An 18,689-nucleotide genomic window follows, 5' to 3' on the forward strand; every position below is an offset into this window, starting at 1 on the left:
ACACAGTAGGGGATGATGGAAGATGACAAAAATAATATTTATGGGTACTCCTGATTTTGCCGTTCCAGTTTTAAAACGGATCATCTCTGACGGCTTTGATGTAGTAGGGGTTGTCACACAGCCTGATCGACCAGTTGGGAGAAAGAGACAGCTTACACCGCCACCTGTCAAAGTAGAGGCAGAAAAACATGGAATACGAGTAATTCAGCCAGAAAAAATTCGTGAACAGGATGATATTAATAAAATTTTACAGCTACAACCTGATTTAATCGTTACTGCAGCTTTCGGCCAAATATTGCCGAAATCATTATTAGAAGCGCCAAAATACGGCTGTATTAATGTCCATGCATCGCTTTTGCCAGAGTTAAGGGGAGGCGCTCCGATTCATTACGCAATTTTGCAAGGGAAAGGAAAAACAGGAATTACGATTATGTATATGGCGGAAAAACTTGATGCTGGAGATATATTAACACAGGTTGAAGTAAACATTTCTGAAGATGATAATGTAGGAACCTTACATGATAAACTTAGTTTAGCTGGGGCAAATTTATTATCAGAAACGTTGCCTAAACTCATAAATGGGGAAATAAAAGCAATCCAACAAGATGACAAAAAGGCAACATATGCCCCTAATATTAACCGTGAGCAAGAGAAAATCGACTGGGCAAAATCCGGTGAGGAAATTTATAACCATATACGTGGTTTAAATCCTTGGCCCGTTGCTTACACAACAATAAAAAAAAACGTTTTAAAAGTTTGGTGCGGAGAAAAAAAGAAAGTGGCAACAGAAGATCAACCTGGTACGATCCTTTCGATTGAAAAAGAAGGCCTTGTTGTTGCTACTGGAAATAAAACCGCGATTAATATTACCGAGCTCCAACCAGCAAAAAAAAAACGAATGAGTACGGCACAGTTTTTACGAGGAGCTGGTGCGCAATTAACGGTAGGGACAAGACTAGGAGACCACGATGAACAAAAAGCATAAAAACGTACGTGAAACTGCGCTTGAGTTATTAGAATCGGTTGAAAAAAATCAATCATATAGCAATTTGCTCTTAAATGCTGCGATCAAAAAAATCAATTTAACTCTCGTGACGCAGCGCTTTTAACTGAAATTACATATGGAACTCTTCAGCGTAGAATGACTCTTGATTTCTTTTTAAAGCCTTTCTTAAAAAGGGAAAAAATTAATAACTGGGTGCTGCATCTTTTAAGAATAACACTTTATCAAATGATTTATTTAAATAAAATTCCGGAACGTGCAGCAATATATGAAGCCGTTGAAATTGCTAAAAAAAGAGGACATAAAGGAATTGCCAGCTTCGTAAATGGAGTGCTTCGCTCTATTCAACGAGAAGGAGTGCCAACTTTAAAATCAATTGAAGATCCGATCGAAAGGCTATCGATTGAAACGAGTCATCCACGCTGGATTGTAGAGCGCTGGGTTGAACAATATGGTTTTTTGAAAACAAAGGAAATGTGTGAAATAAACTTAACTGCTCCATTGCAGACGGCAAGAGTGAATATAACAAAAGTTTCTCGTCAAAAATGTATTCAGCTGCTTGAAGAAGAAGGATACCAAATTGAAAAAAGTCCAATTATTCCAGAAGCAATCAAATGCTTAAAAGGCAATTTAGCTCATTCAGAAGTATTTTATAAAGGGCTTATTACAATTCAAGATGAAAGTTCAATGCTAGTTTCGTATGCGTTAAATATCGAACAAGACGAAATGATACTTGATGCATGTGCAGCACCTGGCGGTAAATCCACGCATATTGCTGAAAAATTAAATGCAACAGGCATGGTTATTTCGTTAGACTTACATGAACATAAAGTAAAGCTTATTTCCGATAATGCAAAAAGATTAGGATTAACAAATATTGAGACAAAAGTATTAGATAGTCGAAAAGCAGCCGACTATTTTCCGAAAGAATCCTTTGATCGAATACTATTAGATGCACCATGCTCAGGGTTAGGTGTGCTCCGGCGAAAACCTGACATTAAATATACAAAAAAAGAACAGGATTTAACTAGGCTGCAAAAAGTACAGCTTGAGTTAATGGATGCGTTAGCTCCATTGTTAAAACCGGGAGGATTGTTCGTGTATAGTACATGTACAGTTGCAAAGGAAGAAAACGATCAAGTAGTGGATATATTCTTAAAGGGGCATTCTCATTTTGAATTTGATCCTCAATTTAAAATGAGAATGCCTAGCGCAGTAAGACCATTTATTCATGGTGGAAAACTTCAAGTTTTTCCGCAAGACTTTGGAAGCGATGGCTTTTTTATCGCTTGTATAAAAAAGAGGGTGTCATAGTTGAATTTACAAACAACTGATAAGAAAATAACGAAAAAGCTTTCGATCTATTCTTTGCGAATCAATGAATTAAAGAAGTGGTTACAGGAAAACGAAGAGAAGCCTTTTCGTGCACAACAAATTTATGATTGGCTGTATAGTAAAAGAGTTTCCACATTTGACGAAATGACGAACTTATCGAAAAGTCTGCGCGAAAAAATGGAAGCAAACTTTACGATCACAACTTTAAATACAATTATCAAGCAAGAATCATCGGATGGTACGATTAAGTTTTTATTTGAGCTTCATGATGGATATTCTATTGAAACAGTTTTAATGCGTCACGATTATGGCAATTCTGTATGTGTAACGACACAAGTAGGCTGTAGAATCGGATGTACTTTTTGTGCCTCAACTCTCGGAGGATTAAAACGAAATTTAGAAGCTGGAGAAATTGTTGCTCAAGTTGTAAAAGTACAGCAAGCTCTCGATGAAGTTCAGGAAAGAGTCAGCCATATAGTAATTATGGGAATTGGTGAACCATTTGATAACTATGAGCAAATGTTAAATTTTTTAAAAATTATTAATGATGATCATGGGTTGAATATCGGAGCAAGACATATTACAGTTTCTACTAGTGGTATTATCCCGAAAATTTACCAATTCGCTGATGAAAATATGCAAATTAATTTTGCTATTTCTCTACATGCCCCAAACAGTGAGCTAAGAAGCAGATTAATGCCGATAAACCGAGCATATAAGCTACCTGAATTAATGAAAGCAGTAAATTATTATATTAAAAAAACGGGAAGGAGAGTGAGTTTTGAATATGGCCTATTCGGCGGAGTTAACGATCAAGCTGAACATGCTGAAGAGTTAGCAAAATTAATAAAAGGTTTAAAATGTCATGTGAACTTAATTCCAGAAAATTATGTACCTGAGCGCAACTATGTACGAACACCGCGAAAGCAAATTTTTAAATTTGAAAACTTTTTAAAAAACAATGGAATAAATGTAACGATTCGCCGTGAGCACGGTCATGATATTGATGCAGCATGTGGACAACTTCGTGCAAAGGAACGAAAAGACGAGACGAGGTGAAACAAAGTGAAGGCTGTATATATGACAGATAGAGGAAAAATCCGTCCCCACAATGAAGATAGCGGAGGCGTTTTTATTAACATTGATAAAGACTATTTAGCAATTGTAGCTGATGGTATGGGTGGCCACCGCGCAGGTGATGTCGCGAGTGAAATGACGCTTCCAACACTAAAGGAATGGTGGAAATCAACAAAGGAGATTACAACTCCCGAAATTGCAGAACAGTGGTTAAAAGAAAAAATCAACAATGTTAATAACAAACTGTTTACCCATTCAAAAAATAATCAAGAATGTCAAGGAATGGGTACAACACTTGTTGCTGCCATTTGCACAAAACGGTTTTCAACGATAGCAAATATTGGTGACAGCCGCTGCTATATTTTGAACGAAACAGGTCTTCAGCAGCTAACGGAAGATCATTCTCTCGTAAATGAACTCGTACGCTCTGGGCAAATAACGAAAGAAGATGCCGAGCATCATCCGCGGAAAAATGTATTGCTTCGTGCTCTTGGAACAGAAGATCATGTCGAGACAGATATTAAAACGATCACCTTTGAAGAAGATGATATTCTTTTACTTTGTTCTGACGGATTATCTAATAAAGTAAGTGATCAAGAGATTAACGATGAGTTGATGAAAAATATTTCAATTGAGGAAAAAGCAGCCAATTTAATAAAAATGGCTAATGACAATGGCGGAGAAGATAACATTACCCTAGTAATTGTCGAGTATCGTGACGATCATGAATTAGGTGATGAGCAATGTTAATAGGGAGAAGGATAAACGGTCGGTATAAAGTCCTTGAAATAATCGGTGGAGGAGGCATGGCTAATGTTTATCTAGCTCATGATATGATACTCGACCGTGATGTTGCTGTAAAAATTCTCCGCCTTGATTTTGCAAATGATGAAGAGTTTATTCGCCGATTTCGCCGTGAAGCGCAATCTGCTACAAGCTTAGTTCATCCGAATATTGTCAGTATTTATGATGTAGGTGAAGAGGGCGATATATATTATATTGTGATGGAGTTTGTCGATGGACAAACATTAAAGCAGTACATACAACAAAATTCACCACTTAAAGTTGAAAAAGCAATCGAAATTATGAAACAGCTAACTTCAGCTATTTCACATGCCCATCAAAATCATATTATTCATCGTGATATCAAACCGCAAAATATTTTAATGGATAAGGACGGAAATGTTAAAATAACGGATTTTGGTATCGCGATGGCGCTAAGCGCAACAACAATAACACAAACGAATTCGGTATTAGGATCTGTCCACTACTTATCACCTGAGCAAGCACGAGGAGGCATGGCAAATAGAAAGTCAGATATTTATTCATTAGGAATTGTCATGTTCGAGTTATTAACAGGGAGACTTCCATTTTCCGGGGAATCGGCAGTTTCAATTGCATTAAAGCACTTACAATCAGAAACACCATCGGTTAAAAGGTGGAATCCAGATATCCCGCAAAGTGTCGAAAATATCGTTCTAAAAGCAACAGCAAAGGATTCATTTCATCGCTATGAATATGCGGAGGAGATGGAAGAAGATTTAAGTACTTCGTTAAATCCTGAAAGATTGAATGAAGCAAAGTTCATCGTGCCGAATGATGATGATGCAACGAAGGCAATCCCTATTATTACTAATGATGAGCAATATACAGATTTAGATGAAACGATTATTCATAATAATAATAAAGAAAATAAAAAAAATCATATCAATACAAATCAAAAACAGAAGAAACATCGAAAAAAGTGGCCCATTATACTGACATCAACTTTTGTTGTTTTGATCGTTCTTGCAATTTTAACGGTTACTGTTCTCCCAAAGATGTTGAAGCCAAAAGATATTGAAGTTCCTAATGTAGCTAAATTAGAGGTAAATGATGCTATTTCAAAATTAGAATCATCAGGTTTTAGCATCGATAAAACTTTTAAAATAACCGATGAGGAAATTCTTGAAAACCATGTGATCAAAACGGAACCGAAAGCAGGACAAAAAATAAAAGAAGGATCGAAAATTAATATGTACGTAAGTACAGGAAAAGAAAAGTTTGAGCTTTCTAATTATAGTGAACGCCAATATGACGAAGTTGTGCGACTATTAGAGAACAAAAATTTTAAAGATATTATAAAAAAAGAAGTTAATAGTGATAGCATACCAGGAACGATCCTTGAGCAAAATCCTCCTGCCGGTGAAGCTGTCGTTCCGGAAGAGACGATACTTGAGTTTACCGTTAGTAAAGGAACAGAAAAGATTACGTTAAAAAATTTAACAGAATATAATAGACGGGGAGTGTCAGACTACGCTGAATCAGTAGGATTATTAGTTGACATGTCTCAAGAGGAATACCATGATTCGATTCAAAGCGGTTTAGTGATCTCCCAATCACCTGCACCAGGCACGGCTTTGAAAAAGGGCGAAAAAGTTACAGTAGTGATTTCAAAAGGAAAAAAGGAAATTCCGCCAAAAACAGTCATAAAAGAAATTACGATTCCGTATGAACCTTCTGAAGAAGGGCAACAACAAGAAGTACAAATTTATATAGAGGATATGAACAGAAGTATGACGGAACCATTTGAAACTTTTTATATGACAGAAACAACTAAAAAGCGGCTTGAATTTACAATCGCTCACGGCGAAAAAGCGGGCTATAAGGTGATCCGTGATCGAAGCGTGATTATTGACGAAGTAATACCCTATCCTGAATAATGGTGACAATAAGGAGTGATGCTATGCCAGAAGGCAAGATTATTAAAGCAGTAAGCGTTTTTTATTATGTGCTTTCGGAAAATGGAGTCTTTCAATGTAAAGGGAGGGGAGTATTCCGAAAAAAAAAACTTACCCCTCTCGTTGGAGATTATGTTGTATTTCAAGCTGAAAAAGATAATGAAGGATATATACTTGAAGTGAAGGAGCGGAAAAATGAGCTTATCCGTCCACCAATTGCAAATGTAGATCAGGCCGTTCTAATATTTTCGGCGGTAGAGCCTGAATTTAGTACTACATTACTTGATCGTTTTCTTGTGCTTATTGAAGCTAATAACATCCATCCGCTTATTTGTATAACAAAAATGGATATTACAAATAGGGAACAAGCAGAAATAATACAACGATATAAAAATGATTATAGCCGTATTGGTTATAAAGTATTATTAATTTCAACGAAAACAACTGATGGGATAAATGAACTACTTCCATATTTAAATGGGAAAATTTCTGTTTTTGCCGGACAATCCGGGGTAGGAAAATCATCATTGCTAAACATGATTAATCCTGAATTGAATTTAAAAACAGCTCAAATATCAACACATCTTGGTAGGGGTAAACATACTACTCGCCACGTAGAGCTAATGGAAATAGGAAATGGGTTTGTCGCAGATACTCCGGGCTTTAGTTCGTTAGAATTTACCGGGATCGAAGCACAACAATTAGCCACTTTTTTCCCAGAAATAAACAATATAGGTGAAGGGTGTAAATTTCGAGGTTGTTTCCATTTAAAAGAACCACATTGTGCTGTTAAAGCAGCTGTAGAAAATAAAGTCATACCAGAATATCGCTATAAAAATTACAAAAATTTTTTACAAGAAATAAAAGAAAGAAAGCCGAGGTATTAACATGGTAAAAATTGCGCCATCTATTTTATCAGCTAACTTTGCTGCATTAGGTGAAGAAATAAAAAGTGTTGAAGCAGGAGGGGCGGATTACATACATGTGGACGTAATGGATGGGCACTTTGTTCCTAATATTACAATTGGTCCCCTTATTGTGGAGGCAATCCGACCGATTACAAAACTTCCTTTAGATGTTCATTTAATGATTGAAAATCCTGATCAATATATTGAGGCATTTGCAAAAGCAGGAGCTGATTATATAACAGTACATGTTGAAGCATGCCCACATTTACACAGAACCATTCATTTTATTAAGTCGTTTGGTGTAAAAGCGGGTGTTGTGTTAAACCCTGCAACACCAGTTGAATCAATTCAACATATGATTGAAGATGTGGATTTAGTATTATTAATGTCTGTAAATCCTGGATTTGGCGGACAAAAGTTTATTAAATCTGTTTTACCTAAAATATCAAAAGTGAACGACATGGTTAAGTCTAAAGAACTAAATGTTGAAATAGAAGTAGATGGCGGTGTAAATAAAGAAACGGCAAAGCTTTGTATTGCCGCGGGTGCAAATGTGTTAGTTGCCGGTTCAGCGATATATAATGAACAAGATCGTGCTAAAGCTATTTCAGTTCTTCGTGGATAAATAGTTCTATTAAGATATTACTATATGCATTGAAACTTTAAGCGGTGGGGATATGATGATTGTTAATATACTTGCAGGAGGACCAAGCGAATTTCTTCCTGATTTATTCACGTATGACGACAGTTCTGTTACATGGGTTGGTGTCGATAGAGGCGTCATAACACTACTTTCAAAAGGAATTAATCCTCAATATGCTTTTGGCGACTTTGATTCGGTCACTTCTGAAGAGATGATATCGATAAAGGAAAAAGTGAGCGAAATCCAAAAATTCAAACCAGAAAAAGATCAAACAGATTTAGAACTAGCATTAAATTGGGCTTTATTTACGAACGCTAGGAAAATTCGCATTTTTGGGGCTACAGGTGGTCGTCTTGATCACCTATTCGCTAATATACAACTGCTTATTAAAGGAATTCAACATAGTAGAATAGACATCGAAGTAATCGATAATAAAAATATTGTCTCCATGAAACAACCTGGAACTTATTCGATCACAAAAATGAAAGATAAACAGTATGTTTCTTTTATTCCAATTACGCCTACAGTTAGCGGAATTACTCTTAGAGGATTTAAATACCCTTTAAAAGATTGTCATATTCCAATAGGGTCAACACTATGTATAAGTAACGAACTTATTAATGAACATGGTACTTTTTCTTTTTCAAAAGGCATATTATTAATAATAAGGAGCTCTGATTAAGAGCCTTTTTGCGAAAAATAGTACTTATCTCTTCCTTTTGAATATTATGGTGTGAGGACCAGATTTGTGATTAGTAAGCGTGAATTGGTGAGGAGGGACATAATGAAATTTTATACAATTAAACTTCCGAAGGTAATCGGCGGTATTGTCCGCGCCATGCTAGGGGCCTTTAAAAAAGGAGAATGAATATTTATGAATTAAATTAAATTTATCAGCACCCTTTTTTAAGAAGAAAGGGTGCTCATTTTGGTTCGAATATTAACTTTTAACGTACGGGACTGGGCAATTTTTAATGTTTATCACTCTATTAATTTATCGGCTCATTTGTGTAAATGGCTGTTTCATACGAATGAGCATGCATAAAAAAAGGAATTAGCAATAAACTGCTAATTCACTTTATCTTTTATTTGGCTTTTAAATCGTTAACTGGGAAAACCCGTGAATGAATAAAAGTTATACTCGTTCTACTTTCCCAGATTTAAGTGCTCTTGCTGAAACCCAGACGCGCTTAGGTTTTCCGTCAACAAGAATACGAGCTTTTTGAAGGTTAGCTCCCCAAGTACGTTTAGATGCATTCATAGCATGGGAGCGAGCATTTCCAGTAGTAGTTCTTCTACCTGTAACGACACATTTACGTGGCATAGTCATTTCCCTCCTAACCGTAAAGCTGAAAATATATTTTAGCTTTTCATTCCTCATTGTAAAAAAATCCGCCAGACAAGCCAGATTTTTTTTTTCTGTTATCATTAAAGATACTTTAATAATTTATCATACAACATATTAGAATGCAATAGTTGATATAAAAGCTTTCAAGAAAAACACCTTGACATCATTTATATATAAATGCTTAATTTAAGGAAAAGTATGACTTTTAAAATCCTATCGGTTATAGTAAAATGTCAGTAGTCAACGAGCAATTCTTTAAAGGGGGAACGATTCATGTCCATTGAATTAAAAACACAGTACGGACAAATTGAAATTTCTAATGAAGTAATTGCAACAATTGCCGGCAGTGCAGCTACAGATTGTTATGGCATTGTTGGAATGGCATCAAAGAACCAACTAAAAGACGGTCTATCTGAGATTTTGCGGAGAGAAAATTTTACCCGCGGTGTGATCGTTCGCCAAGAAGATGAAGAAGTTCATATTGATATGTACATAATGGTCAGCTACGGTACAAAGATATCTGAAGTTGCTCACAATGTACAATCAAAAGTGAAATATACTCTTGATAAAACAGTTGGACTAGCTGTCGATTCTGTCAATATTTTTGTGCAAGGAGTTCGTGTAACGAACCTGTAGTTAGGAGGAAAATTTGTGTCTATAACATTGTTAGATGGAAAGCGTTTTGCCGAAATGGTCATTCAAGGTGCAAATCATCTTGCGGCAAATGCGAAAATGGTCGACGCATTGAACGTTTTTCCTGTTCCTGATGGTGACACGGGAACGAATATGAATTTATCAATGACTTCTGGTGCCAAGGAAGTGAAAAATAACGTACAAGGCCACATTGGAAAAGTTGGGGCATCGCTTTCAAAAGGATTATTAATGGGTGCACGAGGAAATTCTGGTGTGATCTTATCCCAACTGTTTCGCGGCTTTGCGAAGGCAATTGAGAAGAAACAGGAAATAGACGGAAAAGAATTTGCTGGAGCTTTTGAGGCTGGAGTCGAAACGGCATATAAAGCTGTGATGAAGCCTGTAGAAGGGACAATTTTAACTGTCGCCAAAGATGCCGCAAAAAGGGCTGTTCAAGTAGCAAAAAGGCAGACAGACATCGTTAAAATAATGGAAGAGATTGTTGCAGAAGCAAAAGCATCATTGGATCGAACACCTGAATTACTTCCTGTCTTAAAGTCTGTTGGTGTTGTTGATAGCGGCGGGCAAGGTTTATTGTTAGTATACGAAGGCTTTTTAGCAGAGCTAAAAGGAGAGAGCCTTCCTTCTTCAGTTGTATTACCATCAATGGAAGAGCTCGTCAGTGCGCAACATCATAAAAGCGTGCAAAGTCATATGAATACAGAAGATATTGAATTTGGTTACTGTACAGAATTTATGGTTAAGTTTGAAGCTGAAAAGCTTGCAAAGCATTCATTCTCTGAAGAAATGTTCCGTTCAGATTTAAGTAAGTATGGAGATTCATTGCTCGTCATTTCTGACGACGAACTCGTCAAAGTACATATTCATTCAGAACAACCTGGTGAGGTATTAACATATGGGCAGCGTTATGGCAGTCTCATTAACATGAAAATTGAAAATATGCGCCAGCAGCATTCTGCTATTGTCGGTGAGACGAATGCCCAGTTAAACACAGATACGACTGATGAGAAAAAGGAAAAGAAAGAATACGGCATTATAACTGTATCAATGGGATCTGGAATTGCTAAATTATTCAAAAGTATCGGTGCACACGTAGTAATTGAAGGCGGACAAACAATGAATCCGAGCACTGAGGATATCGTTAAAGCGATAAAAGAAGCAAATGCAGAGAAAATAATCGTTCTTCCAAATAATAAAAATATTATTATGGCTGCTGAACAAGCAGTTGAGGTTCTGAATGATGAAATCGTTGTCATCCCATCAAAAACAGTTCCACAAGGTATATCGGCATTGTTAGCGTTTAATCCATCAGTGGATTTACAAGAAAATAAACAAACAATGTCTGAAGCGTTACAGCATGTGAAAACAGGTCAAATTACATATGCTGTAAGAGATACAAATATTGATGGTCTTACAATCGAAAAAAATGATTTTATGGGAATTGCAGATGGAAAAATTGTTACAAAAAGCAAAGATCTAGTTGAAACAGCAAAGAGTTTACTTGACAAAATGATCGATGAAAAGACAGAAATTGTAACGATTTTATCTGGTGAAGATGCAAGTAATGAGGCTGTAAATAATTTAAGTAAATATGTTGAGGATCAATATCATGAAGTTGAAGTAGAAGTTCATAAAGGAAACCAGCCCTTATACGCATTTTTTTTTGCAATTGAATAGTTTCACTAAAATAGAAGGGATGAATCCCTTCTATTTTTTCCTCTAAAAAATTTTCGAAAAAATAAACAACTATAATCTAAATTATCATAAAATAGGACTAAATTATTCTATGTAAAGGTGGAGATAAGCGTGAAATATAAAAGTGTCTTTGACATTATCGGTCCTGTAATGATGGGGCCTTCAAGCTCTCACACTGCTGGTGCAGCCCGGATTGGACGTGTTGCAAGAGAATTGTTTGGAAGGGAGCCAAAATGGGCAAATATTTCATTTTATGGATCATTTGCAGAAACATATAAAGGACATGGGACCGATGTTGCGATTGTTGGTGGATTACTAGATTTTGATACATTTGATGAACGAATTATTAAGGCGATTGAGATTGCAAGAAGCCGAGGGATTATTATTCAATTTCGGGAGGAAGAAGCTATTCCTAATCATCCAAATACAGCGAGGATTGTTATCGGAGATGAGGATGGCGAGTTAAATCTTGTCGGGATTTCAATCGGAGGTGGAAAAATAGAAATAATTGAATTAAACGGGTTTGAGCTCAAACTATCAGGTCATCATCCAGCGCTCCTCGTTGTGCATAACGATCGTTTCGGGACAATAGCAAACGTATCCAATGTACTAGCTAAATACGAAATTAACATTGGACATATGGAAGTTTCTCGAAAGGAAAAAGGTAAATTAGCTTTAATGACAATTGAAGTCGATCACAATATAAATCATGAAGTAATGAAAGAAATCGAGCAATTACCGAATGTAGTTCAAGTAACAAAAATGGTTGATTAACATATTTGATGAATGGAGGAAGACCGCTATGCAGTTTAGAAACGTCGCAGAATTAGTTCAGCTCGCAACGAGTGAAAATAAAAAGATTTCTGAGATTATGATTGAGCAGGAAATAGATGTAACAGGACGTTCTCGGGAAGAAATTATACGAAGGATGGAGCAAAATCTAAAAGTAATGGAGCAAGCGATTAACAGAGGATTAAAGGGGGTTAAATCTCACTCTGGCTTAACAGGTGGAGATGCTGTATTATTACAGGCTTACATTAAAAAAGGTAAATTTTTATCAGGAGAAACAATGCTTGATGCTGTTAGTAAAGCTGTAGCTACAAATGAAGTAAATGCGGCAATGGGAACAATTTGTGCTACACCAACAGCTGGTTCAGGTGGGGTTGTACCAGGGACATTATTTGCAGTTAAGAACAAATTAAATCCGAATCGTGAGGAAATGGTTGCTTTCTTATTTACCGCTGGCGCATTCGGTTATGTTGTCGCTAATAATGCATCGATTTCTGGAGCAGCAGGAGGATGTCAAGCAGAGGTTGGTTCAGCAGCAGGAATGGCAGCGGCGGCAATCGTTGAAATGGCTGGGGGATCACCTGATCAATGTGCTGAGGCAATGGCAATCACGTTAAAAAATATGCTTGGTTTAGTTTGCGATCCTGTTGCTGGCTTAGTAGAAGTACCGTGTGTGAAAAGAAATGCTATGGGTGCTGCTAATGCAATGGTAGCAGCCGATATGGCTTTAGCTGGAATAAAAAGCCGTATTCCATGTGATGAAATAATTGAAGCTATGTTTCGAATTGGACAAACGATGCCGACAGCATTAAAAGAAACTGCACAAGGAGGTTTAGCGGCAACACCGACTGGTCGTCAATTAGAAGCAAAGATTTTCGGTGCTCCGCATACTAATCGTGAATGAACAATTACTTCAATCTGTTACCGTAATAAAGGGTATTGGAGAAGAAACGGCAAATGCTTTAGCACAATTAAATATTCATACTATTAACGATTTACTTGAGCACTTTCCTTATCGCTATGAGGATTATCGACTTTGTCATTTAATGGACGTTAAGCATAATGAAAGGGTAACAGTCGAGGGTAAGATACAAAGCGAACCTTCCCTTATTTATTATGGGAGAAAGCGCTCTAGATTAACCGTTCGTTTACTCGTTGACCGTGCTCTTATTCAAGTCGTTTTTTTTAATCAACCATATTTAAAAAAATCGCTTGCGATAAACGAAACTATAACAGTAACTGGAAAATGGGATCAGCATCGGCAAACGATTACAGCGAATGAAATGAAACGGGGCCATTATTCAATGACAACGATGTTTGAACCAGTCTACACAGTTAAAGGATCTATCACTGTAAAAGGAATGCGGCGTTTTATTCAGCTTGCTCTTAATCAATTTGCTGATCAAGTAGAAGAGACGCTTCCAGCACATCTTTTAAAGCAATATCGGCTGCTGCCAAAAAAAGCTGCACTTACCGCATGTCATTTTCCCCGTTCTGCTAAAGATGTAAAACAAGCACGCAGAAGGGTTGTTTATGAGGAATTTTTATTATTTCAATTAAAAATGCAAGCACTTCGAAAATTTGAACGCGAGCAATCAAAAGGGATGATCCACAAATACGACGAAAACAAATTAAACGCCTTTATAGCTTCACTTCCGTTTCCGCTCACGAATGCTCAAACGCGCGTAGTTCAAGAAATATTAAATGATCTCAATTCTCCTTATAGAATGAACCGCCTTTTACAAGGTGATGTTGGATCTGGAAAAACAGTAGTTGCCTCTATCGCTCTGTATGCTTGTGTTTTATCCGGATCTCAAGGTGCTTTAATGGTGCCAACAGAAATTTTAGCAGAGCAGCACGCACATTCACTAACTCAGTTATTCGAACCATTTGGAGTAAATGTACAATTACTTTCAAGCTCTGTTAAAGGAAAGAGACGTAAAGAACTCCTTTCCGATCTCCAAGCAGGCGATATTCATCTTCTTGTCGGTACACATGCGCTTATTCAAGAAGAAGTAAAGTTCAAAAAGCTAGGGCTTGTCATAACTGACGAACAGCATCGCTTTGGAGTAGAACAACGGCGAATTTTACGAGAAAAAGGTGAAAATCCTGATGTTCTTTTTATGACAGCTACTCCAATTCCGAGAACGTTAGCGATCACTTTTTTTGGTGAAATGGATGTTTCGATTATTGATGAAATGCCAAAAGGACGAAAAATGATTGAAACATATTGGGCAAAGCATCATATGTTAGAACGGGTACTCATTTTTATGGAGAAGGAACTAATAAAAGGCCGTCAAGCATATGTTATTTGTCCTTTAATTGAGGAGTCGGACAAGCTTGATGTACAAAATGCAATCGATGTTTATACGACCCTTACAAATTATTTTGATAACCGTTTCAACGTTGGTTTAATGCATGGGCGATTAACGTCAGAGGAAAAAGAAACAGTCATGAAAGCATTTACGGTAAATGAAGTACAAGTACTTGTCTCGACGACAGTTGTAGAAGTTGGTGTAAATGTTCCGAACGCAACATTTATGCTTATATACGATGCCGAGCGATTTGGACTAGCTCAGCTTCATCAGCTGCGCGGTCGAGTTGGCCGCGGGAGTGAGCAATCGTATTGTGTTTTGCTTGCAGATCCAAAATCAGATGTAGGGAAAGAAAGAATGAAAATTATGACGGAAACAAACGATGGGTTTTTGTTAAGCGAAAAAGATTTAGAGTTAAGAGGGCCGGGTGATTTTTTCGGTAAAAAACAAAGTGGTCTTCCCGAGTTTAAAATAGCAGACATGGTCCATGACTATCGCGCTCTTGAAACAGCTCGAAAAGATGCAGCAATGATGGTTCAAACAGAGCAATTTTGGCAAAGCAATGAATATGCATATTTACGGGATTATTTAGAAAAGTCAGGGGTTTTACGCGGAGAAAAACTAGACTAAAATAAGTTTTAAGACGACAATAACCTTGTAGATTTATTGGCTCATTTCCTTTCTAACAATTTGAACCGATTTCAGCTAAAAGTGTATCAGACTGAAGTCTCACACAAGTGAGCCTAAAATCATCTTTAATATCGTTGTGATATGAAAAAGTAATATGTTGAAATCTACTTTTTTAAATTATATACTACTATTAGTACCTAGTCATAAGATCTTGAACGGGTGATATAAATGAGGAGAACAAAAAAACAACGACAAAAATTACTTGCTGAAACAATTAAAGAAAATCCTTTTGTCACTGATGAGGAACTCGCTGATTTTTTCTCAGTAAGTGTACAAACAATTCGTTTAGATCGACTCGAGCTTTCTATTCCTGAATTGCGGGAAAGAATAAAAAATGTTGCAGAAAAAAAGTTTGCTGACGAAGTTCGCTCTCTGCCTATTGATGAGATCATCGGTGAAATTATCGACATTGATTTAGATAAAAGTGCAATTTCTATTTTCGATGTCAAAAAAGAGCATGTATTTAAACGAAATAAAATTGCACGGGGGCATCATCTTTTTGCACAGGCTAATTCTCTGGCAGTAGCAATCATTAACGATGAATTTGCTTTAACAGCAAAGGCAAATATCCAATTTACCAAATCTGTTAAAGAAAACGATCGAGTCATTGCGAAAGCAAAAGTAGTTGACTTAGATAATGCTCATGACTGGACCGTCGTCGAAGTAAACAGCTATGTCAAGAAGGAGCTTGTATTTAAAGGCTTATTTGAACTGTATCGTTCAAAAAATAATTAAAAGGATGAGAGCAGTATATGAAACTAGCAATCGATGCTATGGGGGGAGATCATGCACCAAAGGAAATTGTTTTAGGTGCAATGAAAGCGGTTGAAGCTTTTCGTTATATACAAATCACCCTTGTAGGAAATGAACAAAAAATAAGACAGTATTTAACTAATGAAGAGAGAATTCATATTTTACATACAGAAACAGTTATATTAGGGACAGATGAACCAGTAAGAGCTGTCCGCCGGAAAAAAGATGCATCAATGGTATTAATGGCAAAAGAAGTAGCGGATAAAAAGGCAGACGCATGTATATCAGCAGGAAATACAGGGGCGTTAATGGCAACAGGATTATTTGTCATCGGGCGAATTGATGGAATAGAGCGGCCGGCTCTTTCACCAACACTTCCAACAATTGACGGAAGAGGTTTTTTACTCCTTGATGTCGGTGCTAACGTTGATGCAAGACCGGAACACCTTCTGCAATATGCACTTATGGGCTCAGTATATTGTGAAAAAGTGCGAGGGATTACAAATCCGCGAATAGGTTTATTAAATATCGGTACAGAAGAAAAAAAGGGAAATGAACTTTCAAAAAAGACGTTTGAGCTATTGAAAGATACAAACCTTCATTTTATTGGAAATATAGAAGCGCGAGATTTATTAGATGGTGTAGCTGATGTTGCTGTAACTGACGGTTTTACCGGAAATATGATCTTAAAGACGATTGAAGGTACAGCAATGTCAGTTTTTAAAATGCTAAAAGGCGCACTAACTGGCAGCATGAAAAGCAAACTAGCAGCAGCTGTTTTAAAACCAGATCTTAAAAAATTAAAAGCTCAAATGGATTATACCGAATATGGTGGTGCTGGCTTATTTGGTTTAAAAGCGCCAGTAATAAAAGCTCACGGCTCATCAAATGCAAACGCTGTATTCAACGCCGTTCGACAGGCACGGGAAATGGTGCAAAATGATGTTTCTGGCACGATAAAAGCTGTTGCAGAGCAGGAAAATATAAGATTGAGTATAAAATCATAAAAAGAGGAGGAGTTTTTACATGGAAAAAGTCGCATTTATGTTTCCGGGACAAGGATCACAAACAATTGGCATGGGGAAGCAGTTAGCAGATCGAAACCCCTTTGTAAAAACTTTTTTTGACAAGGCAGACGAGAAGCTTTCCTATGAATTATCAAAAATTATTTTTGAGGGACCAGAAGATGAATTAACAAAAACAATGAACGCACAACCTGCTTTATTAACAGCAAGTATTGCTATTTTAGAGTATTTTAAACAATCAGGGATTAAAGCCGACTTTGTTGCTGGTCATAGTCTCGGAGAATACACAGCATTAGTGGCCGCAGGGGCAATTACTTTTGAAGAAGGAGTATATGCTGTTCGAAAAAGAGGTAAATTTATGGAAGAAGCAGTTCCAAATGGAGAAGGAGCAATGGCTGCTATTCTAGGAATTGATCGAGAGGCACTCCAAGCTGTAACTGATGAGATCACAAGCAGTGGACATTTAGTTCAATTGGCTAACATTAATTGTCCAGGTCAAATTGTTATCTCTGGAACAAAAGAAGGAATTAAGCTTGCTTCTGTAAAAGTAAAAGAACGGGGAGAAAAACGTGCAATCCCACTTAAAGTAAGCGGACCATTTCATTCACTGTTAATGAAACCGGCAGCTGAAAGTTTACAAACAGTGTTAAATGAAATGACGATTAAAGACGCTGAAATACCTCTTATCGCAAATGTGACTGCATCACCTGTTACGGAAGCTGATGATATTCAACAAAGACTAATTGAACAGCTATATTCTCCAGTATTGTGGGAAGATTCAGTCAAGAATATGATCGAACTCGGTGTGGATACATTTATTGAAATCGGACCTGGAAAAGTATTGTCGGCTCTTGTAAGGAAAATTGACAAAACTGTAAAAGTTGTCGCTGTTTCAGATGAAGCAAGCTATCAAGCTGCAATTAAAGTATTAAAGGGGGAAACGGTGTGAAGTTGGCTGGAAAAACTGCTTTAGTAACAGGAGCTTCAAGAGGGATTGGCCGGGAAGTTGCGATTGAACTTGCTAAGCAAGGGGCAAATGTTGCAATTAATTACGCCGGGAGCAAGGATAAAGCAAACGAAGTAGTCGCTGAAATTACATCAATTGGCCGAGAGGCTTTCTCAGTTCAAGGTAATGTAAGTGACAACAATTCTGTCGTTAACATGATAAAAGAAACGATCAATCGTTTCGGTGCGCTTGATATTCTTGTCAATAATGCTGGAATTACAAAAGACAATTTAATTATGCGCATGAAGGAAGAAGAATGGGATGATGTTATTAACACCAACTTGAAAGGGGTTTTTCTTTGCACAAAAGCAGTAACGCGGCAAATGATGAAGCAAAGAAGCGGGCGAATTATTAATATTGCCTCAGTTGTCGGTGTGAGTGGGAATCCTGGTCAAGCAAACTATGTTGCTGCTAAAGCGGGAGTAATCGGGTTAACTAAAACGACGGCTAAGGAGCTTGCAAGCCGTGGAATTACCGTCAATGCTGTAGCTCCTGGGTTTATTTCAACAGATATGACTGATAAGTTAAGTGAAGAGATTAAACATGAGATGTTAAAACTCATCCCGCTTGCTCGTTTTGGAGAAGCGACAGATATTGCAAAAGTAGTTTCATTTTTAGCTTCTGAAGACAGTGCTTATATGACAGGGCAAACACTTCATGTTGATGGCGGAATGATTATGTAACAAAAAAACATCCTTAACAAGTTTATTATTTTTAAAAAATACAAT

Annotated in this window: 18 protein-coding genes and 1 pseudogene; 18 read left to right on the top strand and 1 reads right to left on the bottom strand. The window is 37.0% G+C overall.

Annotation, left to right across the window (positions count from 1 at the left end; translation table 11 throughout):
* The first annotated feature begins 22 nt into the window (after positions 1-22).
* The 9 genes and pseudogenes from fmt to spoVM all read left to right on the top strand — a co-directional run bounded on the left by fmt (position 23) and on the right by spoVM (position 8,554).
* Complete coding sequence (gene fmt, locus K6959_RS05710) at positions 23-985, top strand: methionyl-tRNA formyltransferase (protein WP_223087873.1); 963 nt, start codon at positions 23-25, stop codon at positions 983-985.
* A pseudogene (gene rsmB / locus K6959_RS05715) lies at positions 969-2,317 on the top strand (16S rRNA (cytosine(967)-C(5))-methyltransferase RsmB). The gene fmt and the pseudogene rsmB overlap by 17 nt, the downstream one beginning before the upstream one ends.
* Positions 2,318-3,397: a dual-specificity RNA methyltransferase RlmN gene (gene rlmN, locus K6959_RS05720; protein ID WP_223087875.1), complete on the top strand. Its 1,080-nt coding sequence runs from the start codon at positions 2,318-2,320 to the stop codon at positions 3,395-3,397.
* 6 nt (positions 3,398-3,403) lie between these two features.
* Positions 3,404-4,165, top strand: a complete 762-nt coding sequence (locus K6959_RS05725) for a Stp1/IreP family PP2C-type Ser/Thr phosphatase (protein ID WP_316252529.1) — start codon at positions 3,404-3,406, stop codon at positions 4,163-4,165.
* Positions 4,159-6,117 carry a Stk1 family PASTA domain-containing Ser/Thr kinase gene (pknB, locus tag K6959_RS05730; protein ID WP_223087877.1) on the top strand — a complete coding sequence of 653 codons (1,959 nt, stop codon included), beginning with the start codon at positions 4,159-4,161 and terminating at the stop codon, positions 6,115-6,117. Before K6959_RS05725 ends, pknB begins: the two co-directional genes overlap by 7 nt.
* A gap of 23 nt (positions 6,118-6,140) precedes the next feature.
* Positions 6,141-7,022: a ribosome small subunit-dependent GTPase A gene (gene rsgA / locus K6959_RS05735; protein ID WP_223087878.1), complete on the top strand. Its 882-nt coding sequence runs from the start codon at positions 6,141-6,143 to the stop codon at positions 7,020-7,022.
* Position 7,023: 1 nt separating this feature from the next.
* Positions 7,024-7,668 carry a ribulose-phosphate 3-epimerase gene (gene rpe / locus K6959_RS05740; protein WP_163242804.1) on the top strand — a complete coding sequence of 215 codons (645 nt, stop codon included), beginning with the start codon at positions 7,024-7,026 and terminating at the stop codon, positions 7,666-7,668.
* A 52-nt stretch (positions 7,669-7,720) separates the two neighbouring features.
* On the top strand, positions 7,721-8,368 hold the full coding sequence (locus tag K6959_RS05745) for a thiamine diphosphokinase (protein ID WP_179959044.1): 648 nt from the start codon (positions 7,721-7,723) through the stop codon (positions 8,366-8,368).
* A 102-nt stretch (positions 8,369-8,470) separates the two neighbouring features.
* On the top strand, positions 8,471-8,554 hold the full coding sequence (spoVM, locus tag K6959_RS05750; RefSeq protein ID WP_163242823.1) for a stage V sporulation protein SpoVM: 84 nt from the start codon (positions 8,471-8,473) through the stop codon (positions 8,552-8,554).
* Between the two features lie 267 nt (positions 8,555-8,821).
* On the opposite strand, the gene rpmB is transcribed toward spoVM, so the two are convergent.
* Positions 8,822-9,010: a 50S ribosomal protein L28 gene (gene rpmB / locus K6959_RS05755; protein ID WP_163242806.1), complete on the bottom strand. Its 189-nt coding sequence runs from the start codon at positions 9,008-9,010 to the stop codon at positions 8,822-8,824.
* A 297-nt stretch (positions 9,011-9,307) separates the two neighbouring features.
* On the opposite strand from rpmB, the gene K6959_RS05760 reads away from it, so the two are divergent.
* The 9 genes from K6959_RS05760 (at position 9,308) to fabG (ending at position 18,644) form a co-directional block, all read left to right on the top strand.
* On the top strand, positions 9,308-9,670 hold the full coding sequence (locus K6959_RS05760; RefSeq protein ID WP_163242807.1) for an Asp23/Gls24 family envelope stress response protein: 363 nt from the start codon (positions 9,308-9,310) through the stop codon (positions 9,668-9,670).
* A gap of 15 nt (positions 9,671-9,685) precedes the next feature.
* Positions 9,686-11,365 (top strand): DAK2 domain-containing protein, encoded by a 1,680-nt coding sequence (locus tag K6959_RS05765; protein ID WP_223087880.1) that lies wholly within the window; start codon positions 9,686-9,688, stop codon positions 11,363-11,365.
* Between the two features lie 129 nt (positions 11,366-11,494).
* On the top strand, positions 11,495-12,157 hold the full coding sequence (gene sdaAB / locus K6959_RS05770) for an L-serine ammonia-lyase, iron-sulfur-dependent subunit beta (RefSeq protein WP_223087881.1): 663 nt from the start codon (positions 11,495-11,497) through the stop codon (positions 12,155-12,157).
* 28 nt (positions 12,158-12,185) lie between these two features.
* Complete coding sequence (sdaAA, locus tag K6959_RS05775; RefSeq protein WP_223087882.1) at positions 12,186-13,076, top strand: L-serine ammonia-lyase, iron-sulfur-dependent, subunit alpha; 891 nt, start codon at positions 12,186-12,188, stop codon at positions 13,074-13,076.
* Complete coding sequence (gene recG, locus K6959_RS05780; RefSeq protein WP_223088322.1) at positions 13,069-15,117, top strand: ATP-dependent DNA helicase RecG; 2,049 nt, start codon at positions 13,069-13,071, stop codon at positions 15,115-15,117. The genes sdaAA and recG overlap by 8 nt, the downstream gene beginning before the upstream one ends.
* A gap of 228 nt (positions 15,118-15,345) precedes the next feature.
* Positions 15,346-15,912 carry a transcription factor FapR gene (gene fapR / locus K6959_RS05785; protein WP_163242811.1) on the top strand — a complete coding sequence of 189 codons (567 nt, stop codon included), beginning with the start codon at positions 15,346-15,348 and terminating at the stop codon, positions 15,910-15,912.
* A 17-nt stretch (positions 15,913-15,929) separates the two neighbouring features.
* On the top strand, positions 15,930-16,937 hold the full coding sequence (gene plsX, locus K6959_RS05790; RefSeq protein ID WP_223087884.1) for a phosphate acyltransferase PlsX: 1,008 nt from the start codon (positions 15,930-15,932) through the stop codon (positions 16,935-16,937).
* A 19-nt stretch (positions 16,938-16,956) separates the two neighbouring features.
* On the top strand, positions 16,957-17,904 hold the full coding sequence (gene fabD, locus K6959_RS05795; RefSeq protein ID WP_223087886.1) for an ACP S-malonyltransferase: 948 nt from the start codon (positions 16,957-16,959) through the stop codon (positions 17,902-17,904).
* Positions 17,901-18,644 carry a 3-oxoacyl-[acyl-carrier-protein] reductase gene (gene fabG, locus K6959_RS05800; RefSeq protein WP_163242814.1) on the top strand — a complete coding sequence of 248 codons (744 nt, stop codon included), beginning with the start codon at positions 17,901-17,903 and terminating at the stop codon, positions 18,642-18,644. The genes fabD and fabG overlap by 4 nt, the downstream gene beginning before the upstream one ends.
* The last annotated feature ends 45 nt before the right edge of the window (positions 18,645-18,689 follow it).

Source organism: Bacillus aquiflavi (genome assembly GCF_019915265.1).
GTDB classification, from domain to species: domain Bacteria; phylum Bacillota; class Bacilli; order Bacillales; family Cytobacillaceae; genus Bacillus_BT; species Bacillus_BT aquiflavi.